Origin of the sequence: Caballeronia sp. AZ7_KS35 (genome assembly GCF_023631045.1) — a bacterium.
GTDB lineage: Bacteria > Pseudomonadota > Gammaproteobacteria > Burkholderiales > Burkholderiaceae > Caballeronia > Caballeronia zhejiangensis.
Map to the genome: position 1 here is coordinate 35,115 of NZ_JALQDV010000047.1, position 23,264 is coordinate 58,378.

20 protein-coding genes are annotated in these 23,264 nt (G+C 61.9%); 8 read left to right on the top strand and 12 right to left on the bottom strand.

The genetic code is table 11. The features are described from left to right. Positions 1-27 precede the first annotated feature (27 nt). From NCT05_RS29020 to NCT05_RS29030, 3 genes are all read right to left on the bottom strand, one after another. Positions 28-1,461 (bottom strand): NAD(P)/FAD-dependent oxidoreductase, encoded by a 1,434-nt coding sequence (locus NCT05_RS29020; protein ID WP_008346045.1) that lies wholly within the window; start codon positions 1,459-1,461, stop codon positions 28-30. A 522-nt stretch (positions 1,462-1,983) separates the two neighbouring features. Beyond that, positions 1,984-3,714, bottom strand: coding sequence for a cobaltochelatase CobT-related protein (locus tag NCT05_RS29025; RefSeq protein ID WP_250503789.1), 1,731 nt, complete (start codon positions 3,712-3,714; stop codon positions 1,984-1,986). After that, positions 3,711-4,697, bottom strand: a complete 987-nt coding sequence (locus NCT05_RS29030) for an AAA family ATPase (protein WP_008346051.1) — start codon at positions 4,695-4,697, stop codon at positions 3,711-3,713. The genes NCT05_RS29025 and NCT05_RS29030 overlap by 4 nt, the downstream gene beginning before the upstream one ends. A gap of 153 nt (positions 4,698-4,850) precedes the next feature. Between NCT05_RS29030 and NCT05_RS29035 the strand changes: the two genes are divergently transcribed. From NCT05_RS29035 to NCT05_RS29065, 7 genes are all read left to right on the top strand, one after another. Then, a complete protein-coding gene (locus NCT05_RS29035; protein WP_250503790.1) occupies positions 4,851-5,603 on the top strand; it encodes an IclR family transcriptional regulator in 753 nt (250 codons plus the stop codon). A gap of 122 nt (positions 5,604-5,725) precedes the next feature. Next, positions 5,726-6,574: an IclR family transcriptional regulator gene (locus tag NCT05_RS29040; protein WP_008346055.1), complete on the top strand. Its 849-nt coding sequence runs from the start codon at positions 5,726-5,728 to the stop codon at positions 6,572-6,574. A gap of 305 nt (positions 6,575-6,879) precedes the next feature. Continuing rightward, positions 6,880-8,646, top strand: coding sequence for a sulfoacetaldehyde acetyltransferase (gene xsc / locus NCT05_RS29045; RefSeq protein ID WP_250503828.1), 1,767 nt, complete (start codon positions 6,880-6,882; stop codon positions 8,644-8,646). 65 nt (positions 8,647-8,711) lie between these two features. Beyond that, on the top strand, positions 8,712-9,725 hold the full coding sequence (gene pta, locus NCT05_RS29050; protein WP_175980325.1) for a phosphate acetyltransferase: 1,014 nt from the start codon (positions 8,712-8,714) through the stop codon (positions 9,723-9,725). A gap of 9 nt (positions 9,726-9,734) precedes the next feature. Beyond that, a complete protein-coding gene (locus tag NCT05_RS29055; protein WP_250503791.1) occupies positions 9,735-10,559 on the top strand; it encodes an IclR family transcriptional regulator in 825 nt (274 codons plus the stop codon). A 218-nt stretch (positions 10,560-10,777) separates the two neighbouring features. Further along, positions 10,778-12,451, top strand: a complete 1,674-nt coding sequence (locus tag NCT05_RS29060) for a GMC family oxidoreductase (protein ID WP_250503792.1) — start codon at positions 10,778-10,780, stop codon at positions 12,449-12,451. Positions 12,452-12,493: 42 nt separating this feature from the next. Next, complete coding sequence (locus NCT05_RS29065; protein ID WP_372492603.1) at positions 12,494-13,807, top strand: MFS transporter; 1,314 nt, start codon at positions 12,494-12,496, stop codon at positions 13,805-13,807. Between the two features lie 8 nt (positions 13,808-13,815). Here the strand turns inward: NCT05_RS29065 and NCT05_RS29070 are convergent, their stop codons facing one another. From NCT05_RS29070 to NCT05_RS29085, 4 genes are all read right to left on the bottom strand, one after another. Then, on the bottom strand, positions 13,816-14,049 hold the full coding sequence (locus tag NCT05_RS29070) for an ElyC/SanA/YdcF family protein (protein WP_175980324.1): 234 nt from the start codon (positions 14,047-14,049) through the stop codon (positions 13,816-13,818). Between the two features lie 162 nt (positions 14,050-14,211). Further along, on the bottom strand, positions 14,212-14,838 hold the full coding sequence (locus tag NCT05_RS29075) for a dual specificity protein phosphatase family protein (protein ID WP_250437514.1): 627 nt from the start codon (positions 14,836-14,838) through the stop codon (positions 14,212-14,214). After that, positions 14,831-15,334 carry a hypothetical protein gene (locus tag NCT05_RS29080; RefSeq protein ID WP_250503794.1) on the bottom strand — a complete coding sequence of 168 codons (504 nt, stop codon included), beginning with the start codon at positions 15,332-15,334 and terminating at the stop codon, positions 14,831-14,833. The genes NCT05_RS29075 and NCT05_RS29080 overlap by 8 nt, the downstream gene beginning before the upstream one ends. Further along, entirely contained in the window at positions 15,331-16,479 is a 1,149-nt protein-coding gene (locus NCT05_RS29085) for an MGDG synthase family glycosyltransferase (RefSeq protein WP_250503795.1), read from the bottom strand. Before NCT05_RS29085 ends, NCT05_RS29080 begins: the two co-directional genes overlap by 4 nt. A 299-nt stretch (positions 16,480-16,778) precedes the next feature. Here NCT05_RS29085 and pdxR point away from each other — a divergent pair, with 299 nt between their 5' ends. Further along, entirely contained in the window at positions 16,779-18,296 is a 1,518-nt protein-coding gene (gene pdxR / locus NCT05_RS29090) for a MocR-like pyridoxine biosynthesis transcription factor PdxR (protein ID WP_175980320.1), read from the top strand. Positions 18,297-18,306: 10 nt separating this feature from the next. Here the strand turns inward: pdxR and NCT05_RS29095 are convergent, their stop codons facing one another. From NCT05_RS29095 to NCT05_RS29115, 5 genes are all read right to left on the bottom strand, one after another. Next, positions 18,307-18,840, bottom strand: coding sequence for a cytochrome b (locus tag NCT05_RS29095; RefSeq protein WP_008346072.1), 534 nt, complete (start codon positions 18,838-18,840; stop codon positions 18,307-18,309). Then, entirely contained in the window at positions 18,837-19,898 is a 1,062-nt protein-coding gene (locus NCT05_RS29100; RefSeq protein ID WP_008346074.1) for a catalase family peroxidase, read from the bottom strand. The genes NCT05_RS29095 and NCT05_RS29100 overlap by 4 nt, the downstream gene beginning before the upstream one ends. Before the next feature lie 163 nt (positions 19,899-20,061). Next, complete coding sequence (locus tag NCT05_RS29105) at positions 20,062-21,099, bottom strand: hypothetical protein (RefSeq protein ID WP_008346076.1); 1,038 nt, start codon at positions 21,097-21,099, stop codon at positions 20,062-20,064. A 2-nt stretch (positions 21,100-21,101) separates the two neighbouring features. After that, entirely contained in the window at positions 21,102-22,658 is a 1,557-nt protein-coding gene (locus tag NCT05_RS29110; RefSeq protein WP_250479349.1) for an MBOAT family O-acyltransferase, read from the bottom strand. A 195-nt stretch (positions 22,659-22,853) separates the two neighbouring features. Continuing rightward, the gene (locus NCT05_RS29115; protein ID WP_033536923.1) at positions 22,854-23,183 is read right to left on the bottom strand and encodes a ribbon-helix-helix domain-containing protein; all 330 of its coding nucleotides are present in this window, start codon (positions 23,181-23,183) and stop codon (positions 22,854-22,856) included. Positions 23,184-23,264 lie beyond the last annotated feature (81 nt).

A 23,264-nucleotide genomic window follows, 5' to 3' on the forward strand; every position in this document is an offset into this window, starting at 1 on the left:
TGCGTTGCGAAAGAGACCAAAATGCGTTCAGCGCTTCTCGTCCTGCGTCAGATACTTGTGATACAGAAACCGTTGGCCGACGCGGCGGAACGGCGCGAAGCCTTTCCACTTCACCATGCCCATCACGTTCGGATATTCGAGCGCGGAGTCGTAGATCGGCAGATCGTCGCGGCTGTGCTGCCACTTTCCCGCGACGCGCTCGGCCATACGCCGCCCCGCATGCGCCGAGAACGACACGCCGTTTCCGCCATAACCGACTGCATAAAAAATGCTCTGCTGCGGATCGGGTTGCGCGACGCGCGGCATCATGTCGTGACTCACATCGACCCAACCCCACCACGAGTAATCGATGCGAATGCCTTTGAGCGATGGAAACTTGCGATGCAAGCCCTCGATGAGCACGTCCATATGGCGAGGGTTTGCCGCATCGGCGCCGGTGATCGCGCTGCGGCTGCCGATCTGCACGCGGTTATCCGGCAACAGCCGATAGTAGAAGCGCAGCGTGCGCGTATCGGTAATGACCTGGCGCGAGAGGAAATTGGTCGATGCGAGTTCTTCCTGCGTAAGCGGCCGCGTAACGAGCGAGTTCGAGAGTATCGGCATGATCTTCGCGGATAGCGCGCGATGCATGTCGTTGCGCGTATAGCCGCCGGTCGCGAACGCGATCGCCTTCGCGCGAATCACGCCGCGCGGCGTGCGGACATGATGCACGCCGCGAATCGTCTCGACGTTGAGGACCGGCGTGCCCGGATGCACCTTCACGCCGAGCGAGCGCGCCATACGCATATAGCCGAACGCGAGCTTCAACGGATGCACGCCGATGCCATCGGGCTCCAGCAGCGCGCCGCAATTCTCGCGATCGTCGACATACGATTGCGCGACTTCCTTCGCGCTCAGCATGCGCGCGTCGTAGCCGAATACGTCGCGCATCACTTTGCATTCGTTCGCGAGAAAGTCCATCTTGCGCGCGCGATGCGCGATGTACAGATGCCCGCCCGGCTGCGGATCGCATGTGAACTCGCCGATCAATTGCTTGAAGGTGTCGAAACCTTCGCGGATCTCGGCATCGAGCCTGAGCGCCGTCTGCTTGCCCCAGCGTTCGATCCATTGCGAGCGATAGAGGCGTCCGCTCGCGTTCTGCCCTTGCCCGCCGTTGCGGCTCGTGCAGCCCCATGCCGTGCGATTCGCATCGACGATGGTCGCGCGGATGCCATGTTCGCGCGCCAGAAAGAGCGCCGTCGAAAGGCCGGTGAATCCCGCGCCGACGATCAGCACGTCGACGTCGGCATCGCCGGGCAAGGGGCCGTCGTCTTCAGGCGGCTCGCCTGCGGTCGCGACCCAGTAGGTGGGCGCGTAATCCATCGGCTGACGGCCGATGGGCGAAACGAGCGGGTCGTAGAGCGGATCGTATGGGGCGCACGCGCCACGAAAGGCCGGCGCAACGTAGTCGAGAGTAGCCACCGATGACTCCTTGGAAAGTACCCTCATACTGCACCGAACTCGACGTACCGCTTAGAGCCACGCCGAAACCATCGTTAGTGCCAGGATGCCGCCGCCGCTGGCCCCAGCGATTGGTCGCGTCTGGCACTACGACGCGCGCTTTTTGTCTGGTCATACTGGGCCGAATCCCTTCTCCCTCGCACCGAATGTCTCGGGAGGCCAATGATCATGCGGAGTGACCCATGCCGAAGCGCTCTCAGGCATCGAAGGGCAAGCATTCATGCCTTCGAGTCATCTTCGCGCCGATCTGCGCAGCGTTGCCTTTCGCTCCGATGAGCGTTTCGATCGCCGCTTGCCCAAGGCCACGTGCGCGTCGATCGGCGATCGCCTCTTGCGCGCGAAGAGCATCGCGCGGCTCGTGATGGAACGTGTGCCGAGATCCACGTCGTCGGCAAGCGCTGGCAAGTCATGCCATGCCGCGATGTCGACGAAACCGCCATCGTCTTCATCGGCCTGTTCGAAACCGACGACATACATCGCGCGTTAAGTCGTGCCTCTGCGCCGCGCACCGAGCCATGCGGCGAGCTTCGCGAATAGCGTCATGTCCGGCCCAACGCTCAGATCCACTGCGAAGTGATGCCGATAGTACGTGCTCAAATCGAGGCCGACGCCAAGGCCGAGCACTTCCACAGCGCGCGATGCTTCGTGCTTCTCGACGACCTCTCTCAAGTGCTGATCGAGATAGTTCGGATCGTTGGCTTGCGCGGTCGCGCTGTCCATCGGGCTTCCATCGGAGATGACAACGAGGATGCGGCGCGCTTCGTCACGCGCGATGAGCCGCGAGCATGCCCAATCCACCGCTTCGCCGTCGATACCTTCGCGGAACAGATCGGCCTTGAACAGCGCCGCGATATCGCGTCGCGCGGCACGCCAGCCTGCCTCCCCTTCCTTGAAAATCATGTTGCAGGCTTCGTTGAGCCGGCCCGGATACTTCGGCCGGCCCTTCGCGAGCCAGTCGAGCTTCGCGCGCCCGCCATTCCATGCGCCGGTCGTGAAGCCGAGCACTTCCGTCGTGACGCCCGCCATGCCAAGCGCTCGCACGAGCACGTCGATCATCACCGTGACCGGCTCGATGCTCGCCTTCATCGAGCCCGAGCAGTCGATGAGAAAGCCCACCGCACAGTCCGCGTGCGGACGTTCGCGCTCGCGTCTGAATACGCGCCGCTCATCCGGCGATGCCACCACTTGCGCGAGCCGCCGGCCGTCGATGCGCCCGTCTTCCTCGCCGAACGACCAGCCATCGCGACGCGGCACGGTGATCGATGCCTGCAACATGCGCGCGAGACGCGGCACGTTGATATGCCGCGCGGCAATCAGAGCGTCCAGCCGCTCGCGATATTCGCGCAACAACGCGGCCCGGATCAGCGTCGATGGGCGAACGGTCTTGTCGTAACGCGTGGTGAAGATGCGATACGCCTCGCCCGTCGCCTCGCGCGCGCTGCTGTCGCCACTCGCAGCGAGCGCCAGCCGTTCGAGTTCGCCATGTTCGTCGTCGGTATCGAACCAGGTGCCGAGCATGGTGCGCGCGGCATCTTCTTCTTCGTCGTCGGATGAATCGCTCTCGACGAACGTGTGCCGCACTTCCTGCACCATTTCGCCTATCGTTCGCGCGATTTCCAGCGCATGGACCGCATACGCGCGCTGGTCGTGACGATGGCGGCGCATGCCCGCAAGCGCATTGCCGAGCGATGGCGCGAGCGCCGCACGGGTCGCTTCGATGAGCCCTTCGGTTTCTTCGAGCACGGCGCGGCCCGAAAGACGCGACTGCGCCATTTGCGCGGCCGTGTAAATCAACAAGCCGATTTCGCTGTCGAGCAAGCCCGATTCGTAGCACGCGAGCGACCACGCATCGAAGCGATGCCGCACATTGCGCTTCACGCCTTCCATGCCGGAAGGCACGCGCGTTTCGCAGCGCAACTGTTCGAGCATGTCGAAGACCATGCGCGCGACGGGTTCACCGGGAGCGAGTTCGCGATGCAGCGCGGCATCCGAATGCGCGATGCGCAACGCGGACGCATCGGCCGCGCCGCGCGTCGAATCGGCGTCATCTTCCTCTCTGTGCTCGCCGCGCAAATGCGGCGCATGCAACGGCACCAGCCGCAGATGCCGATACAACTTGCCACCGCGGTAATGCAATGCGTCGTCGCCGGTCAGGGCTCGCACGGTGGCCGCGCACAGCGCATCGCGTCGCGCGCGTTCGCGCGAGTCGTTCATCGCGCCGACTCGTCGTGCCACTGCGATGGCGTATCGAGTTCCTCGCCGAACGCGCGCTGAAAATATTCCGCGACGATCGGCCGTTCCGCTTCATCGCATTTGTTCAGGAAAGTGAGACGCAGCGCGAGCTTCGTATCGCGGAAAACTTCGCGGTTTTCCGCCCAGCTAATGACGGTGCGCGGCGACATCAGCGTCGAAAGATCACCCGCCGCGAAGCCGCGCCGCGTGAGGCCCGCCATGCTCACCATCGAATCGACGAGCGCGCGGCCCGCGTCGTCATCGAGCTGCGGCACGCGCGCGAGCACGATGCGGGCCTCTTCCTCGCGCGACAGATAGTTGAGCGTCGCGACGACGTTCCAGCGATCGATCTGCGCGTGATTCAACATCTGCGTGCCGTGATACATACCGTTCAGGTTTCCGAGGCCGATCGTGTTGGTCGTCGCGAACAGCCGAAAAAAACGATGCGGCTGGATCACGCGGTTCTGGTCGAGCAGCGTAAAACTGCCGTCGCGTTCCAGAATTCGTTGAATCACGAACATCACGTCGGGACGGCCGGCGTCGTATTCGTCGAACACGAGCGCAACCGGCCGTTGCAGCGCCCAAGGCACGATGCCTTCCTGAAACTCGGTGATCTGCACGTCGTCGCGCACGACGATCGCGTCCTTGCCGACGAGATCGAGTCGGCTCACGTGGCCATCGAGATTGACGCGCATGCAAGGCCAGTTGAGCCGTGCCGCCACCTGTTCGATGTGAGTCGACTTGCCGGTGCCGTGCAGCCCCTGCACCATCACGCGCCGGTTGAACGCGAAGCCGGCGAGAATCGCCAGCGTGACCTCGGGATTGAAGCGGTACGCCTCGTCGATTTCCGGAACGTGCGGATCGCGCGTGCTGAACGCAGGAACGTCCAGATCGGTGTCGATTCCGAAAAGCGAGCGCACGGACACCTTCCGATCCGGCTCGTCCATCCATGTGTCGCGCATCATGAGGCTTCGTCTCCCGTAGCAGAGACTCCAGCATAGCAAACTATTCTTTTTCGGAACAATTCATTTCGTTTATTTTTATCCGAACGGCATATGAGGCGGCGATCGGCACCTCATTTAAAATAATGTCGACAAATTGATATGGAAATCATGCCGATGGACAAGCCCGACACGCCCACGCTGCGCGCCTTCGCGCTGCTGGAATATCTGGTCCAGGCGGGCAACCCCGTGTCGCTGACGGACATGGCCGACGACATAGGTATGCCGAAGCCTTCGCTGCATCGGATGCTCGCGTCGCTCGAAGCGGGCGGACTCGTGATTCGCGAGCCCGGCGACCGAAACGCGTATGTCGTCGGCCCGCGTCTTGCGCAACTCGGTCTCAACGTGATGACGCACGCGGGCGCACGGCGTTTGCGTCATGCGATCCTCACCCGGCTCGTCTCCGATCTCGGCGAGACCTGCAATCTGACGATGCTGCATGAAAACGAAGTGCTGTATCTGGATCGCGTGGAAGCGCCGTGGCCGCTCAGGCTCGACCTCAAGCCCGGCTCGCATGTACCCGTCTGGTGCAGCGCGAGCGGCAAGCTGCTACTCGCGCTGCAACCGCGCGAGGAACGCAATGCGCTCGTGCGCGCGATGAAACTCGAGCGCTACACGGCAAACACGATCACCGACACGGAAATGCTGGAAGCGGAATTGGACCGCATCGCGAAGAAGGGCGTGGCGATCGACAACGAGGAGTTCGTGCAGGGCATCGTGTGCGCGGCCGCGCCCATCGCCGACGCGCACGGCACATGTATCGCGGCGATCGCCGTTCACGCGCCTGTGTCGCGCACGCCGCTCTCGCGCGCGCTGGAAATGGTGCCGCGTCTGAAGGAAGCCGCGGTGGAGTTGGGCAAGACATTCTGAAGGCCCGTTCCGGATCAGCCGTATAAAAAAACGCAACCGGACGTTCTGAAAATCGTGGCGTCGCCGCCGCTTCCCGGCGTAAAGTAGTCGTAATCCGAAACCAACCGTTCCGTTTCCGATTCATGCGCGACGTCACACATCTCGATCCTTCCGAACACGCCGGCGATGAAGCACGGACGCTTCGCCCGCTTGCCGTGCTCGAACAACTGGCGGCCGCCGGCCACGCCTACACGCTGTCGCAACTGGCGGCGCGCGTACGCATTCCCAAGGCCACATTGCTCCGGCTGATCGATTCGCTCGAAGCGCAGGGCTATGTCACGCACATGCCCGACTCGCGCGGCACCGATCGCGGCATCGCGCTCGGGCCGCGCGCCGCCCAGCTTGCACTCGCCACGCTCGCCAACAATTCGTTCACGCGCGCATGCCGGTCGATCCTGCGCTCGCTCGTCGACGTGATCGGCGAAAGCTGCAATCTCACCGCGCTCGACGGCGATACCGTCCTTTACATCGAGCGCGTCGAAACGGCCGAGCCGCTGCGCTTGCACATGCAGGCCGGCATGCGCGTGCCGCTGCATTGCACGGCGAGCGGCAAGCTGTTTCTTTCGCAGATGCCGCTGGCCGAGCGCCGCCAGATTCTCGGACGCCTCACGCTCACCAAGAAGACGCATCGCACGCTGACTGACCGGTCGTTGCTCGAAGCCGAGCTCGACCGGCTCGCGGCGCGCGGGATCGGCATCGATAACGAGGAGTTCGTGCTCGGCATGGTCGCGGTCGCGGTGCCCATCACCGACGCCTCCACCGGGCGCGCGCTCGCGTGCCTCGCCGCGCATGCGCCGACCGCGCGCGCGAATCTCAACGATCTGCTGCAGGCGGTTCCGCAGTTGCGCGAAACCGCCGTGAAGCTCGCAACGCTCATCGATACGTCCGATGGACTGACGCTCATGACGCGTCAACGCCCCGCCGCACGCTGACTCCGCTTTTCGCCGAACTTGCCGCCGAACTTCCCGCCGAAGCCCGCCGCACGGGCATCGGCGGCGATTCGCCCTTCTTTTGAACGACTTCGTTCCGATTTTTTTAGAGACGAATCATTCCATTTATTCGAAAAACAGGTTGACCGCGGAATCGGCGCGTCCTACGATGTCTTCACGATACGAATTCCGGAACCGAACGTTCCGTTTTATTTCACCCGGAGACATTCATGAGCGAGCACGACCAAGCACGTCCGTCCAAGACCACCCTCGCCGCCACCGGCGCGGCGCCCAGCGGTCCGCAGGCGATGACCCCGTCCGAAGCATTCGTCGAAACGCTCGCCGCCAATGGCGTGACCGAGATGTTCGGCATCATGGGTTCGGCATTCATGGACGCGATGGACATCTTCGCGCCCGCCGGCATCCGTCTCATTCCGGTCGTGCACGAGCAGGGCGCGGGTCATATGGCCGACGGCTATTCGCGCGTGTCCGGTCGTCACGGCGTCGTCATCGGTCAGAATGGTCCGGGCATCAGCAATGCGGTGACGGCCATCGCTGCGGCGTACTGGGCGCACAGCCCGGTCGTGATCGTCACGCCGGAAGCCGGCACGATGGGCATCGGCCTCGGCGGTTTCCAGGAAGCGAAGCAACTGCCGATGTTCCAAGAATTCACGAAGTATCAGGGCCACGTCACGCATCCGGCGCGGATGGCCGAATTCACCGCGCGCTGCTTCGATCGCGCGATGTCCGAAATGGGACCGACGCAGCTCAATATTCCGCGCGACTATTTTTACGGCCAGGTGAAGGTCGAGATTCCGAAGCCGCAGCGTCTCGATCGCGGCCCCGGTGGCGACCAGAGCCTGAACGAAGCGGCCGATCTGCTCGCGCAAGCGAAATTCCCCGTCATCATCTCGGGCGGCGGCGTGGTGATGTCCGATGCCATCGAAGAGTGCAAGGCGCTCGCCGAACGTCTGGGCGCGCCGGTCGTCAACAGCTATCTGCATAACGACTCGTTCCCGGCGAATCATCCGTTGTGGTGCGGCCCGCTCGGTTATCAAGGCTCGAAGGCGGCGATGAAGCTGCTCAGTCAGGCCGATGTCGTCATCGCGCTCGGTTCGCGCCTCGGACCGTTCGGCACGCTGCCGCAGCACGGTCTCGACTACTGGCCGAAGGAAGCGAAGGTCATCCAGATCGATGCGGATCACAAGATGCTCGGCCTCGTGAAGAAGATTTCCGTCGGCATTTGCGGCGATGCGAAGGCGACTGCCATCGCGCTCACGCAACGTCTCGCGGACCGCAAGCTCGATTGCGATGCGACGAAGGATGCCCGCGCGAAAACCATCGCTTCTGAAAAAGCCGCGTGGGAGAAGGAGCTCGACGAGTGGACGCACGAGCGCGATCCGTACAGCCTCGACATGATCGAAGAGCAGAAGGGCGAGAAGCCCTTCAGCGGCGGCCAATATCTGCATCCGCGTCAGGTGTTGCGCGAACTCGAAAAGGCGATGCCGGAAGACGTGATGGTCTCGACGGACATCGGCAACATCAACTCGGTTGCAAACAGCTATCTGCGCTTCAACAAACCGCGCAGCTTCTTCGCGGCGATGAGCTGGGGTAATTGCGGCTATGCGTTCCCGACGATCATCGGCGCGAAGGTCGCGGCGCCGCATCGTCCGGCCGTGTCGTATGCGGGCGATGGCGCGTGGGGCATGAGCCTGATGGAGACCATGACATGCGTGCGCCACAACATTCCGGTGACGGCCGTCGTCTTCCATAACCGTCAATGGGGCGCGGAGAAGAAGAATCAGGTGGACTTCTATAACCGCCGCTTCGTCGCGGGCGAGCTCGACAATCAAAGCTTCGCCGAGATCGCGAAGGCGATGGGCGCGGAAGGCATCGTCGTCGACAAGCTGGAGGATGTGGGCCCGGCGCTGAAGAAGGCCATCGATCTGCAGATGAATCATGGCAAGACGACGATCATCGAAATCATGTGCACGCGTGAGCTCGGCGATCCGTTCCGCCGCGATGCGCTCTCGAAGCCGGTACGCATGCTGGACAAGTACAAGGACTTCGTCTAAGTCCTGCCTCACGCCGCTGCGCGCCCGCGCAGCGGCGTTTTCCGACCGACCATCGAGAGCCCGCCATGAAAGCCATGCATCGCATCATCGATCAGGCTCGCGACCTGCCGATGCGCGTCGTCCTCTCCGAAGCCGAAGACACGCGCGTCCTTCAGGCGGCGCAACGCGCGCACAGGGAAGGTATCGCGCGCATCGTGCTCGCGGGTGCGAAAGCGCGCGCGTATCAGGTCGCGGATGGCGCGGGCATCGATCTCGAAGGCATCGAGGTGATCGATCCTTCTCAATCATCGCTTGGCGAACGCTTTGCGGAAGAGCTTTTCGCGTTGCGCGAGAAAAAGGGCATGACGCCCGATCAGGCGCGCGCCGCCGTGCGCGATCCGCTGTGCTTCGCGAACCTCATGGTGCGTATGGGCGAGGCCGACGGATCGGTCTCCGGCGCGGTCAACACGACGGCGGATGTCGTGCGTAACGCGATTCAGATCATCGGCGTTCGGCCTTCATTCAAGCTCGTTTCCAGCTTCTTTCTGATGATGCTCTGCGAGCCCTTTCATACGATGAAAGGCGGCCTCGTCTTTTCCGATTGCGCGCTCGTCGTCGAGCCGAATGCGGAGCAACTCGCCGAAATCGCGATGGCCGCGGCCGACAGCGCACGCAGTCTGCTGATGGAAGACCCGCGCGTCGCGATGCTGTCGTTTTCGACGAGCGGCAGCGCGCATCATGCGGCCGTCGACAAGGTCATCGAAGCGACGCGGCGCGTGAAGGAAGCGCGCCCCGGCCTCGCCATCGATGGCGACGTGCAGCTCGACGCCGCGATCGTCGCCGAAATCGCGATGCGCAAGGTGCATCACTCGCAGATCGAAGGACACGCCAACACGCTGATCTTCCCGAGTCTGGAAGCGGGCAACATCGGCTACAAGCTCGCGGAGCGCATCGGCGGTGCGAAGGCTATCGGCCCGTTGTTGCAAGGGCTGGCGAAGCCCGCCAACGATCTGTCGCGCGGCTGCAGCGCGGACGATATCTTTCACGTAATCGCCGTGACTTGCGTGCAGGCGCAGGCAGCGCGGCATCACCCGGCGTGAGCGCGCAACATGGACACGCGAGCCGATACGGAAGCCTTCGCTCACCCTGGATCGACGGACAGCGCGCCGCTCGCCGAAAGCGCCGCGCGCAACGAAACGCCTACGCTGCGCGCATTCAGCGTGCTCGAACATCTGGTCGCGGCGAAGGGCGCGCTGTCGCTCGCGGAGCTGGCGAACATCATCGAGCAACCGAAGGCATCGCTGCATCGCATGTTGCAATCGCTCGAAGCGGGCGGCTTCGTCGCGCGCGAGCCGGGCCAGAAGAACGCTTACGTGATCGGCCCGCGCCTCGAACGGCTCGGCGTCGACGTGATGATGCACAGCGGCGCGCGGCGCCAGCGTCATGCGATTCTGGAGCGTCTCGTCGCCGATCTCGGCGAAACGTGCAACCTGAGCACGCTGCACGACACGCAAGTGCTTTATCTCGACCGCTGCGAATCGCCGTGGGCGCTGCGACTGGAGCTCAAGCCCGGATCGCATGTTCCCGCGCATTGCAGCGCGAGCGGCAAGCTGCTTCTTTCGATGATGCCGCGCGACGAACGCAGCGCGCTCGTTCGCGCGATGCGGCTCGAACGCTTCACGCCCAACACGCTCGACGATCCGAACCTGCTCGAAGCGGAACTGGATCGCATCGCGAACAAGGGCATCGCCGTCGATAACGAAGAGTTCGTGTTGGGCATCGCCTGCGTCGCCGTGCCGGTTTTCGACTCGCGCGGCAAGTGCATCGCGGCTATCGCCGTGCATGGGCCGGTCTCGCGCATGGCGCTGTCCCGTGCGCTGACGTTCGTGCCGCGCCTGCAGGAAGCCGCCGCCGAGCTCACGGGCACTTTCTGACGCGCCGCAGCATCGTTACTTCGGATGGCGAATCAATAAATCGCGGCTCAGGGACAACCCCAATCCCCCTTCCGCTTCTGAATCGGAATTCGCACTTTCCGTTTCACTTTCGCGAGCTTCCGCGCTTTTCTCTTGGCTTCCTTGCCCGCTTCTTCCACATTGAACGAAACGCAAGCGAAACGATTCGTTCCAAAAGAAGACCTCAGGAGACAGGTGTCATGCAGCAGGAAGTCGATTACGTCATCGTCGGTGCGGGCTCGGCAGGTTGCGTGCTCGCCAACCGTCTGAGCGCCGATCCGTCCAACACCGTGCTGCTGCTCGAAGCGGGCGGGCCCGATGCGAGCCCGTGGATTCATATCCCCGTCGGCTACTTCAAGACCATGCACGATCCCGAGCTCGACTGGTGCTATCGCACGGAACCGGACGATGCCGTCGCAGGACGCAGCATCGACTGGCCGCGCGGCAAGGTGCTGGGCGGCTGCAGTTCGCTCAACGGGCTGCTCTATGTGCGCGGTCAGCGCGAGGACTACGATCGCTGGGCCGAACTCGGCAACGCGGGATGGAGTTACAAGGACGTGCTGCCCTACTTCAGGAAATCGGAAGATCAGGAGCACGGCGCGAGCGAATATCACGGCGCGGGCGGGCCGTTGAAAGTATCGGATTTGCGCTTGCGCCGTCCGATCGCCGATCACTTCATCGCGGCGGCGCAGGAAATCGGCATCCCGTTCAACGAGGATTACAACGGCGCGACGCAAGAAGGCGTCGGCTATTTTCAGCAGACGGCCTACAAGGGCTTTCGTTGGAGCACCGCGAAGGGCTTTCTCAAGCCGGTGCGCGACCGGCGCAATCTTATCGTCGAGACGCGGGCGCAAACGCGCAGGGTGCTGTTCAACGGCAAGGAAGCGGTCGGCATCGAGTACATGCATGAAGGCGTCGTGAAGAAAGTACGCGCGCGTGTCGAAGTGATTCTCGCGGCTGGCGCGATCGGCTCGCCGCAGATTCTGCAGAACTCGGGCGTCGGGCCTTCGAGCGTGTTGAACGGCGCAGGCGTGCAAGTGAGGCACGACCTGCCGGGCGTGGGCCGGAATCTGCAGGATCATCTGCAAGTGCGGCTTGTGTTCAAGACGCGCGAGCGGACGTTGAACGACGAGATCAACAATCCGCTGAAGAAAGCGCTCATCGGCTTGCAATACGTTATCTCGCGCACCGGGCCGCTGACGCTCGCGGCGAGCCAGGTTGCGATCTTCACGCGTTCGTCGCCGGATGTCGCGCGTCCCGACATCCAGTTTCACATGCAACCACTTTCCGCCGACAAGCCCGGACAAGGCGCGCATCCGTTCTCGGCGTTCACGTCTTCGGTGTGTCAGTTGCGGCCGTACAGCCGCGGCAGCGTCGAGATTCGCTCGAACGATCCGCTGCAATATCCCGCGATTCATGCGAATTATCTTTCCGACGAACGCGATCATCCCGTCGTGATCGGCGGCATCAAGGTGGCGCGACGCATCGCGGCGGCGCCTTCGCTCGCGAAGCACATCGTGTCGGAGTTCATTCCTGGTTCGGAGTATCGAACCGATGCCGATCTGCTCGACGTCGCGCGCAAGTTCAGTCAGTCGATCTATCACCCGGCGGGCACCTGCAAGATGGGCAACGATGCATCCGCGGTCGTCGATGAGCGCCTGAAGGTGCGCGGCATCGGACGACTGCGTGTGGTCGATGCGTCGATCATGCCGGAGCTCGTATCGGGCAACACGAATGCGCCTGTCATCATGATCGCGGAGAAGGCGGCCGACATGATTCTCGAAGACCAGCGCTATCAGCACGTCACGCATGTGGAAGACGTAACCCAGGTCGTTGCGGAAAAGCCCATGGCCCATGCAGGCCAAAGAGACTGAGCACAAGTCTCGAACCCATCACGGAGACAAACCATGAACGCACTGCCCCGAACCGATGGCAAACAGATGAGAAAGGTCGTCGTCGCGAGTCTGATCGGCGCGACGATCGAGTGGTACGACTTCTTTCTATACGGCGTGGTCGCCGGCATCGTCTTCAACAAGCTCTATTTTCCAGGCAGCGATCCGCTCATCTCGACGATGCTCGCTTACGGCACCTTCGCCGTCGGCTTTCTCAGCCGGCCGCTGGGCGGCGTGATCTTCGGGCACTTCGGCGATCGCGTCGGCAGAAAGAGCATGCTCGTGATGACGCTGACGATCATGGGCGTCGCGACGGTGTTGATCGGCATGGTGCCGACGTATGCGCAGATCGGCATATGGGCGCCATCGCTGCTGCTGTTTCTGCGCGTGCTGCAAGGCATCGGTCTCGGCGGCGAATGGGGCGGCGCCGTGCTGATGGCGTTCGAATACGCACCCGAGAACAAGCGCGGCTTCTATGCGAGCATTCCGCAGATCGGCCTCGCGCTCGGCTTGTGTCTGTCGTCGGGCGTCGTCGCGGGGCTCTCGCTCATGCTGACCGACGCGCAGTTCCTCGCATGGGGCTGGCGTATCGCGTTCTTCCTGTCGTTCGCGCTTGTGCTCATCGGCATGTATATCCGCCTGAACGTGATGGAAACGCCGGAGTTCGCCCGCATCCAGAAGACGGGCAGCGAAGCGCGCATGCCGATCGTCGATGTCATCACGAAGTATCCCGGCAATACGCTTGCGGGCATGGGCGCACGCTTCATCGATGGCGTGTTCTTCAACGTGTTCGGCGTGTTTTCGATTTCTTATCTCACCGGCACGCTGCATCTGCAACGCACGGACGCGCTGCTCGGCGTAATGGTCGCCGCGTTCGTGATGATCTTCACGATTCCGTTCTTCGGACGGCTGTCGGATCGCGTTGGGCGTGCGCGCATTTACTTCTGGGGATCGCTTGCGACCGGGCTTTCCGCGTTCCTCGGCTTCTGGCTCATGAAGAATAGCGGCGGCAATACGATGCTCGCGTGGCTCGCGGTCGTGATTCCGCTCGGCGTGGTTTATGCATCGATCTATGGTCCGGAAGCCGCGCTCTTCTCCGAACTCTTCGACGCGAAAGTGCGCTACTCGGGCATCTCGTTCGTGTATCAGTTCTCGGGGATCTTCGCGAGCGGCATCAGCCCGATCATTGCGACGTGGCTCTTGCAACGCAACGGCGGCGATCCGTGGATGATCGCGGGATACTGCCTCGCAGCGGGCATCGTCAGTGCGATGTCGGCGGCGTGGGTCGGGTTGCGGCAGAGAAGGGAGATGGCGTTTTCGGTGCGGGGCGCGAGTTGACTTGCAGCTCAGAAGAAGAGACTCATCAAAAACTTCACCGGCCTGAACGACACCGGCTCGGCGTGCTCGTCGAGCGAGAGCCGGGCGAAATAGACGGCGTACGCGGGCACTTCGCGCCAAATCGAATACGCGTCCATCGCCCTGACTTCACGCGGAAACGCACCCGGCAAGACCGTTGCGCCAAGGCTCTCGAACGCGAGCTGCGCTCGTGGAAGGTGGAAATAGCGAGCAAAGACCCGCACGATGACACTTCAAGGCGGTCTCGAGCCGCGCCGCGAGAATGGGCTTTGGCGTGCCGTCATCTTGGAGCGCATTTCGGAAGACCACGGCGACGTCGGCGCGTTCGAAAGGCACGGTGATACGTCGCAGGCAGATCAGCACCATGCGAATCATGGAGGCGCGCATCACGCGGGACTCCCCGCAACGCCAACCTGCCGCCTCAACCATTCGACATCGACGTGCTGCAGATAGCTTCTGATGTTTCCCCACACCGGATGAAATCCATAGCCGCCATGCAGCAACTCATCTTCGGCCTGTTGCCTGGTCCACCCTTGATACACCACGCGATACAGCGCCGATACCAGCCCCGTGCGATCCGCGCCATGCTGACAGTGAATGAGAATCGGACCATCGCGGTCGACATCGCGCAGCGCCTTGAGCGCGGCGATCATGTCCTCGTCCTTGATGTTCCATGTGTTGATACGGATGCGCTGCAGCGCGATGCCGCTGCCTTCGAGAACATCCTCATCGGAATGAAACGAACGGAAGCTGACGATCTTGCGGATACCCAGTGCGCGCAGTTGCACGATATCGGCCGCCGATATCTGCGCGCTCCGATAAAGCGAAGGCGTGATGCGATGAAGATTGTCGACGCCTGCGTACACGATCGGTTCGGCCCAGTTCAGCGGGCGTTCGACCGTCATGGATGCAGACGTGGCCGGAGCGGGCGCTGCCGCCATCTTCGACTGCAGGACGTATGCCGCAGCGATGAAGCCCGCGCCGTAAAACAAAATGCGGAAGACTTTATTCATGCGACGACCGCCCCGTGCCAGGCTCACGCGACAGATGAAACAACACGAGCGCTGCAATGCTCATGGTCCAGTAATCGGTTGGTGCGAACCCGATCCAGTGCTTGTGCCAGGGCACATGAAGCGCATCGAAGCGATCGATGCCGAACGCGGGATTGAGAACGAACCAGAGAAAGTCTTCGATCAGCCAGAACGTCATGACGCATGCGACGATGCGCGCCTCGATGCGCCATGACCATCGAGCGAAAAAGATCACGGGCAGATGAAAGAACAACGCGACGAATGGAAAGACCCACGCGTGATACCCCGTCATCGGTCTGCCGCCCCAGAAGATGTCGAGCAACCAGTGATGTTCGATGCGCCATGTGGGCAAGCTCGCGGCCCAACCTGCGTTGCCTTCGATCTGTATTTCGACGTTGGCGAACAAGAAGCCCAGCAGCGCGACCCAGCCGACGAGTGCGAGCGTGCGCCCGCCAGGCACGAGGACACGTGCGTTCATGCCGCCACCTTTGTATCCGGATTGCCGAGCGCATCGCACACCGTATCCAGAACGAAACGTGCTGCATACGGACGCGAGAGCGGCGCGATTCGCTCGCGCATCGCATCGAGCCGGGCCGGATCGTCGAGCAGCGCGCGAACGCGATACTCCAGCGCCACTGCATCGACGGCTTTCAGCGCGACGCCGTGTTCGAGCAGGTAATCCGCATTGCGCTCTTCCTGCCCCGGGATCGGCGAGGTGACGATCATCGGCAGTTTCATTGCGAGGCACTCGGACGTGGTCAGCCCGCCAGGCTTCGTGATGACGAGATCGGAACACGCCATCAGGCGCTCGACGTTGGGCGTGAAGCCGGAAACGTGCAAACGTGCTGGATGGAACGCGCACAGTTTTCGCAACGCGGCGCGCATCGCTTCGTTGCGACCCGCCAAAGCGATCAACTGAAAATCGCCGTCCATGTTCAGCAGACGTTCGGCGAGTGCGTCGAGCGCGCCAAGACCTTCGCCGCCGGACATCATCAACAGAGTCATGCGCGCAGGGTCCAGGCCGCATTGCGCCGCGCACGCCGCGCGGTCGAGAGGCTCGCTGAAGGCGGGCATGACAGGTATCCCGCCGATGTGAACCGATGCCGATGAAACGCCGCGGTTCGTCATGCGCCAGGCGACTTCGTCGTTTGCGGCGAAATATCCCTGCATGCCCGGCACGACCCACATGCGATGAAGATCGAAGTCCGTGACTTGCACCCACACCGGCGTATGAATGTTGCCGAGACGACGTTCACGCGAAAGCAACTCGGCAGGCAGGAAATGCGTGCAAATGATCGCATCGGCGCGATGCCGCTCGATCCCCGTTATCAGCGCGCGGCAGTTGAGCCGCTCGACCGCGCGTCGAAGACGTTCGCCGAATGATCGTGGCGAAGCGCTGTCCGTCTTCTGATAGAGATAACTCCAGAGGGCCGGCTGGCGAGCGACCAGTTTGATGTAGAACTCCGCGTAAAGCGCCTTGAAACTTGCGGGAACGAAGTCCATGACATCGAGATGCACGGCTTCGACACTTGCGGGATGAGTCTTTGCATACGCGCACAGCGCCTCTGCTGCGCGAACGTGGCCGGCGCCCGCGCTCACGCTTAGAACAAGAACCTTGGGCATACTTATCGGAAAGCTCGATGGGGTGACTGTTCGATTCGGCTTGGAGATTACGCCAGCGCGCCGCCGATATCGTCAATAGAACCAACTTACGAAGTCGTCATCCGTGAGAAAACGCAGGCGATTCTATTCAATCGTCGCGCCGCATCCGCTATCCGGGATCATTTTTTACTTCAGCGTCATCGCGCGAACGGATTCGCGGCTAACAGCTCGTCTGCCTTCGGGCTATTTTTCAACTGGCGCGACAGGCAAGCCCCACGTAATATCGACACATCCAATAAACGTTCCACAAGGAGACATGCATGCCCATCCGTCCTACCGCGATGCTTTGGGCGCAGCTCTTCGAGCGCTCGCGGGTCTCGGGGATGAGCCTGCAAAACCAGATCCGCCAGATGATCGTCAATGCGATCCTGAGCGGTCATATCGCGCCCGATTCCGCCTTGCCTTCGAGCCGCGAACTCGCCGATCAGCTCAACGTGTCGCGCAACACCGTCGTGCTCGCGTATCAGCAACTCGTCGAGGAAGGCTATCTCGTCTCGCGCGAGCGCAGCGGCCATTTCGTGAATCCTGCGACCGACGAGTTGCAACGCGGCTTCACCGCAGCGGGCGTCGCGGAAACATCGAGCATCGAGACGCAGCAAGGTCATCCCGACTGGAGCGCGCGCATCCGGCACGCGCCGTCGCATCAACGCAATATCGTCAAGCCGTCGAACTGGCAGAGTTACGAATATCCCTTTATTTACGGGCAATTCGACACCGAACTCTTCCCGACGAGCGACTGGCGCGAGAGCTGCATGCACGGCTTGTCGGTGATGGAGATCCGCAACTGGGCGCCCGATCTCATCGAACGCGACGACGAAACGCTCGTCGAACAAATACGCACGCGCGTGCTGCCGCGTCGCGGTGTCTTCGCGATGCCCGAAGAGATCGTCGTCACGAACGGCTGCCAGCAGGCGCTCTATCTCATCGGCGCGTTGTTGTGCGGCACGCAGACGAAAGTCGGCATGGAGAACCCCGGCTATCCCGATGCGCGCAACATCTTCCAGCATCACAACGCGCAAATCGTGCCGCTCGAAGTGGACGGAGACGGCGCCGTCATCGACGATGAAAGCGTGATCGCGCCTTGCGATTACGTGTATGTCACGCCGAGCCATCAATGTCCGACGACCGTCACGATGCCCATCGAGCGGCGACGCAAGTTGCTCGACCTGTCGGTGAAGCATGATTTCATCGTCGTGGAGGATGACTACGAGAGCGAGAACACGTTCTCGGGCACGCCGCATCCCGCGTTGAAGAGCCTCGATACGGCAGAGCGCGTCGTCTATATCGGTTCGCTGTCGAAGACGCTCGCGCCAGGACTGCGGCTCGGTTATATCGTCGCGCCGCGCGAGCTGATACGCGAGCTGCGCGCGCTGCGCCGTCTGATGATTCGTCATCCGGCCGCGTACATCCAGCGCGCATTCGCGACCTTTCTCGCGCTCGGTCATCACGACACGCTATTGCGCAAGCTCGGGCGCGTCTACAAGGAACGCGCCGAAGTGCTGATGGATGCGCTCGCCACGCATCTGCCGGAATTGCGCGCATCGAACGTGACGGGCGGCGCTTCGTGCTGGGTCGAAGGTCCGCCGTGGCTCGACGCGACGCGTCTCGCGAAAGACGCGCAAGCGCTCGGCGTGCTCATCGAACCGGGCAGCGTGTTCTTCGCCGATCCCGCCGATGGCCAGCGATGCTTCCGCATGGGTTTTTCAGCGATACGCGCGGAGCTGATCGAGCCGGGCGTGCGGGCGCTCGCCCAAGTCGTGCAGCAGCGGCGCCCCTGAACGTGCGCGTCTATTTCCACGGCGCCATCGCGTGAAAGACGCCATCGCGACGCACGAGCGCATGAAACAGCGCCGCCGCGAGATGCACGACGATCAGCGCGAAGAAGCACAACGCGAGGAACCGATGCGCGTTCCAGAGCAGCGTGTGCAACGAATTGCTATGCGGCAAAAGTGACGGCAGGCGATAGCCGCCTATCACGACCGGATAATCCGCCGCCGACAACATGCCATAGCCGAGCAATGGCAGCGCGATCATCAACGCATAGAACGCATAGTGCGATAGATGCGCGGCGAGCTTCATCGGCTCGGGCATGTTCGCGGGCAGCGGCGGCGCACCGCGCGCGATTCGCACGGCGAGACGGATCAGCGCGAGCACGAGTATCGCGATGCCGAGCGGCTTGTGTATCGACACGAGCGTCAGATAGTCCGGCCTCACCGTCGACACCATGCCGACGCCGATGAACAGCATCGACAGAATGCAGATCGCCATGATCCAGTGCAGGGCGCGTTGCAGCGGCGAGAACCGCTCGTTGATCGCGTTCATTGCTGCGCTCCTTGCGAAGGCGTGTGCGGATAGGCCTTGTCCTCGGCGGTGCGTCGATTGAACGATACGGAATAGGCAGCCGAGCGCGCGGCAGGAAACGGATCGTCCGATACGCGCATGCCCGAGGGCAGCACGGTCGGATCGAAGTTGAGATCGCGGCAAGGACCGTCCGGCTCCGGTTCGATGGCTTTCACGACGAGCGTGCCCACTTCGACCGTATGCCGGTCTTCCGGCCACGCCTTGCTCGGGTCCGCGGTCGGATCGCCGGGATTCGCGACGGTGACGACCATCGCCCAGCGTTGCGGCGCGCCTTGCACGCGCTGCGTGATCTCGGCATCGAGAAAATTCGCGCCCTTCTGCTTCAACTCGTCCGGCGTCAGCGTCTCGGGCTTCGCGGCGGGAACGAAGGACCAGCGCACCGTCTGATCCTGTCCCTCCGCGTTCGTGAAGACGAAGCTGTTGAGGCTGTTGTAACGCTCGTCCGCATACGATGCCGTCCACGGCGCACTGCCGGCCCACGCGCCGAACGCAGCGATCTCCGGGTGCGCGGCGGCGAACTTCTGCATCGACTCGGGATCGCTCTTGTTCGCGAGCGCGCGTTGCAGGTCGAAAAAGGCCTGCGGTGTCGCAACGGGGAAGAACGGCGCATCGATCATCGCGGAGCGCCACTCGCTGCCGTCGGGCATCACGATGCGCAGGCTCAGGCCGCGCACGCGCGCCATCGCATCCGATGCTTTCGGGTCCGGCGTCGCGAGATTGAAGCGCCCCGTGACGGGATACGTACCCGGCATGAACATCCTTGCTTTGGAGATTGCCGCGCCCGAGCCGTTGGATTCGAAATCGCCGCTGAAGCAGATGCCCTTCGCATGATTGCGTCTGAAGCCCGGCACCGCGCCGCCCGGTGGCGCGAGGCTGCCCACGATCTTCGCCGGTGTGAGGCGATTCGGCGTGAGCCAGCCCGCCGTGTAGGCGAAGGCCGCGACCAGCACGGCGACGATGGCCGCGATGAGGATCAGCGCGGGAAGAGGCGAACGCGGGGAAGCGGATTTGTCAGGCATCGTAGTCTCTCGATCAACGATTCTGTTGCACGGTAATCTAGCAGCGTGACGGAAATCGTGCCAGCAACGCGCAAAATTCGCAGACTACCCCCGCTTCGCATTGTCTCCTGGTTCGAAAAAGGAAGTTATGGCCTGCCGATAGCCGCTCGCGATAACTTCGCGTTCATCGCAAGTCGAGCCATTGCTTCAATGCGGGATGGCTTTTGATCGAGTCTTCGAGCAATCCGGTTCTCAATGTCCTGCCTTCGGTGTTCATGTGGAGGTCGGTGTTCAGAAACAGTTTGCGGTTGAAGAGAAGCTGGTTCCGGTCGTCGAGCACGGTCCCGAGCGGAGAAATGGCGCTGGCGAATTGCTTCGATGCCTCTTCGACCCGATCCGCGCGCGTCGTGCTCGTCTGCACATAGGGCGTATTGGCGAAGTAGACCGACACGCCCTTGTCGTGCATCGCATGGACGAATCGCTTCAGCACGAGAAAGCTATCCGGGCAGATTTCCGTTTCCTGTTCCGCCGATTCCGGACGTCCCGTGTAATTCGAGCCATCGATCTGCTGCATGTTGCCCAGGCCGTCGAGGTGATACGCGGAATAGGCGAATGATGTCGGCGGCGGCGCATCGATGAATCTCGTCACGATTTCCTGATCGTGAAATGCGCGAAGCCTGTCTTCGATGGATTTCGGAAACCATGTCTCGCGAATTCGAGCCTGCGCGAGTTCGAAGATGAGTCCAGGACCCATCGATGTAATTGCGTCCAGCCGCCGGAATATCGACCACGTCCGCCAGCGGTCGTGATCCCAGGCGATGGCGTTTCGCGCTCTCCAGGTGGCATTCTCCTTGTTGGCATCGTCGCAATAGTATTCGCGCTCCAAAGCGAGAATCACGGTGTCGTCGTTCTCGGCGACGGACGTCACTTCGCCAAGGATTTCATCGAGCGCGAGTCCCGCGTGAAATCCGTAATTCAAAACCGGAATGCCGAGATCCTTGCTCAGTTGCGTCGTGTCCACGCTGAAAAGCACGTTCGATCCGGCCGCTACGATCAGCTTTCGCTGTCCCTTGTAATGCTGCGCGATGCTCCGCTTCACGACCGTCATTTCCCGTACCCAATACTCGCCGGCAATTGGCGCGGGCGCGAGCATCAATGCCGCCGAGAACCAGGCAATCGCGATAATGGCCAGCGACGTCGCGAAGATTTTCAAGTACGTCATGGTCAGAACTCGAAATAGAGAAACTCCGATGGACCCGCTGATCCAATAGCCAGAACCACGACGAAAAAGAGCAACGCCGAAAGACTTGCGGCCAATAACGTGGCGTCGACCCGGCGCGGCAATATCCGGTTCCGGACGCGCGTGAATGAAAGTTCAGCCGACTTGTAGCGCTCCAGCAAACGCTGCAGGTTCGGAAATCCCCACACGAGAACGAAGCCGAACAGCAGCGTGACGAACACCATCGACGGAATGCCGACGGATGGCAGAAAGCCGTCGAAACGCAGCTTCGAACCGAGAACGGGAGCGATATGCCGTTCCAAAGACGCGGGTAGCGAAACACCGTGAAAGCCCGCCATGCCCGCGAGCATGTTCCAGGCGGTCTGAAAGTTCTCGGCCCTGAAGAAAACCCATCCCACGACGACGGCTAAAAAGGTCAGCGCTACGCCTGCGATTCGCGCGAACCGGCTCGAACCATCTATTCCCAGACGCGGAGACACGGCGCGCCAGCCGTGATTCACGATCAGATACGCGCCATGCAATCCGCCCCACGCGATGAACGTCCATCCGGCGCCGTGCCACAAGCCGCCCAATAACATCGTTATCATCAGATTGACGTAGCGGCGCAGCGGGCCGCCGTGTTTGCTTCCGCCGAGCGGTATATACAGGTAATCCCGCAGAAACGCGGATAGCGTCATGTGCCAGCGCCGCCAGAAGTCGATGATGCTGGCCGCCTTATAGGGCGAATCGAAATTGATCGGAAGTTTGACGTTGAAGAGCAGTGAGATGCCCACGGCCATATCGCAATAGCCGGAAAAGTCGAAATACAACTGGAGCGTGTACGCGAGCGCGCCCGTCCAGGCTTCGAAGAAAGTCAGCGGCACGCCCGCACTCGCCGCGCTGAAAAGGGGCACGGCGCCTTTGGCCAGCGTGTCTGCAATCAGAACTTTCTTCGCGAGCCCCAGCACGAAAACCGTCAATCCGGCGGATATGTTCTCCGGATTCATCCGGAAGGTTTTCGGATTGCCGAACTGCGGCATCATCTGACTGTGATGCAGCACCGGTCCTGCGATCAGATGCGGGAAATACGTGACGAACAGTAAGTAGTTGACGAAGTTATATTCGCGCGCGATGCCGCGATAGACATCGACGAGAAAGGCGATCTGCGTGAACGTAAAGAACGAGATTCCCAACGGCAGAATGATGTCGAGCGCCGCAAGATTCATCCCCAGCAGATGATTCGATGAATCGATGAGAAAGTTGGCGTATTTATAGTAGCCGAGCAGACCCAGATCGATTGTTATGGCGCCGATAAGAATCAGCTTCGGATGGCCGCTTTTCCTTTCGCTTTCCCTGCCGATCCACCACGCGGCCGCATAGTTGAACAGGATGGAACCGAGCAAGAGCACGACAAAGCGTGGCGTCCATATTGCATAAAACCAAAGCGACGCCAGCCCGAGCCAGAGCGCAGCGAGCCGATGGCTATAGCGCCCGAGCAGAAACGCGCCGACGAAAACCACGGGAAGAAACGCGAAGATGAACGAATAGGAATTGAAAAGCATGCTCGAGACTCCGCGGCAAACGGCGTCCGGGCGTGCATCACCGCGGATGCGTCGTCGTTCGTTGTCGGTCGAACAGGATGCTAGATGCTGAATGGGACGGCGGGCGGCGCTTGGCCGATGTCACCATCGCTTTGGCTGACGGAAAGGGGCACGCCGAAGGCCGGCGCGCTCGCGTTCAATGAGGAATGCGTCGAACTAGCCCGCTTTCAGCACACGCAGGGCCACCGCGCCCGCCGCCTCGCCTTCGGCTGCCTGCTTCGCCTCGCGCATCGACAGATAGCGCAAACAGCACACGCGCAGAAACGACGCGAAGTTGGTCGGCGCTTCGCCGCGCAGCGCGATCAGTTCGTCGTAGAGCTTGACGGCGAACTGGCTCGTCGTGAGATTTTCGCGCCCGGCGATTTCGTGCAGCACGTCCCAGAAGAGATTTTCGAGCCGGACGGTAGTGATCACACCATGAATGCGCAGCGAACGCGTGCGCGATTCATAGAGGATCGGATCGGCGTTGATGTACACCCGACACATGACGTTGATCTCCAGGAAACGGGCCGCCATGCTCGTCGCACGACGGCCGACCGAACAAACTACTCCGCTACGCGATCATCG

Bases quoted from the DNA above. Each gene is read 5' to 3' on its own strand.
- NCT05_RS29025 (WP_250503789.1), bottom strand. From the start codon at position 3,714: ATGAACGACTCGCGCGAACGCGCGCGACGCGATGCGCTGTGCGCGGCC.
- NCT05_RS29075 (WP_250437514.1), bottom strand. From the start codon at position 14,838: ATGAATAAAGTCTTCCGCATTTTGTTTTACGGCGCGGGCTTCATCGCT.
- NCT05_RS29085 (WP_250503795.1), bottom strand. From the start codon at position 16,479: ATGCCCAAGGTTCTTGTTCTAAGCGTGAGCGCGGGCGCCGGCCACGTT.
- pdxR (WP_175980320.1), top strand. From the start codon at position 16,779: ATGCCCATCCGTCCTACCGCGATGCTTTGGGCGCAGCTCTTCGAGCGC.
- NCT05_RS29040 (WP_008346055.1), top strand. From the start codon at position 5,726: ATGCGCGACGTCACACATCTCGATCCTTCCGAACACGCCGGCGATGAA.
- xsc (WP_250503828.1), top strand. From the start codon at position 6,880: ATGACCCCGTCCGAAGCATTCGTCGAAACGCTCGCCGCCAATGGCGTG.
- NCT05_RS29055 (WP_250503791.1), top strand. From the start codon at position 9,735: ATGGACACGCGAGCCGATACGGAAGCCTTCGCTCACCCTGGATCGACG.
- NCT05_RS29060 (WP_250503792.1), top strand. From the start codon at position 10,778: ATGCAGCAGGAAGTCGATTACGTCATCGTCGGTGCGGGCTCGGCAGGT.
- NCT05_RS29115 (WP_033536923.1), bottom strand. From the start codon at position 23,183: ATGTGTCGGGTGTACATCAACGCCGATCCGATCCTCTATGAATCGCGC.
- NCT05_RS29080 (WP_250503794.1), bottom strand. From the start codon at position 15,334: ATGAACGCACGTGTCCTCGTGCCTGGCGGGCGCACGCTCGCACTCGTC.
- NCT05_RS29030 (WP_008346051.1), bottom strand. From the start codon at position 4,697: ATGATGCGCGACACATGGATGGACGAGCCGGATCGGAAGGTGTCCGTG.
- NCT05_RS29100 (WP_008346074.1), bottom strand. From the start codon at position 19,898: ATGCCTGACAAATCCGCTTCCCCGCGTTCGCCTCTTCCCGCGCTGATC.
- NCT05_RS29035 (WP_250503790.1), top strand. From the start codon at position 4,851: ATGGACAAGCCCGACACGCCCACGCTGCGCGCCTTCGCGCTGCTGGAA.
- NCT05_RS29095 (WP_008346072.1), bottom strand. From the start codon at position 18,840: ATGAACGCGATCAACGAGCGGTTCTCGCCGCTGCAACGCGCCCTGCAC.
- NCT05_RS29105 (WP_008346076.1), bottom strand. From the start codon at position 21,099: ATGACGTACTTGAAAATCTTCGCGACGTCGCTGGCCATTATCGCGATT.
- NCT05_RS29110 (WP_250479349.1), bottom strand. From the start codon at position 22,658: ATGCTTTTCAATTCCTATTCGTTCATCTTCGCGTTTCTTCCCGTGGTT.
- pta (WP_175980325.1), top strand. From the start codon at position 8,712: ATGAAAGCCATGCATCGCATCATCGATCAGGCTCGCGACCTGCCGATG.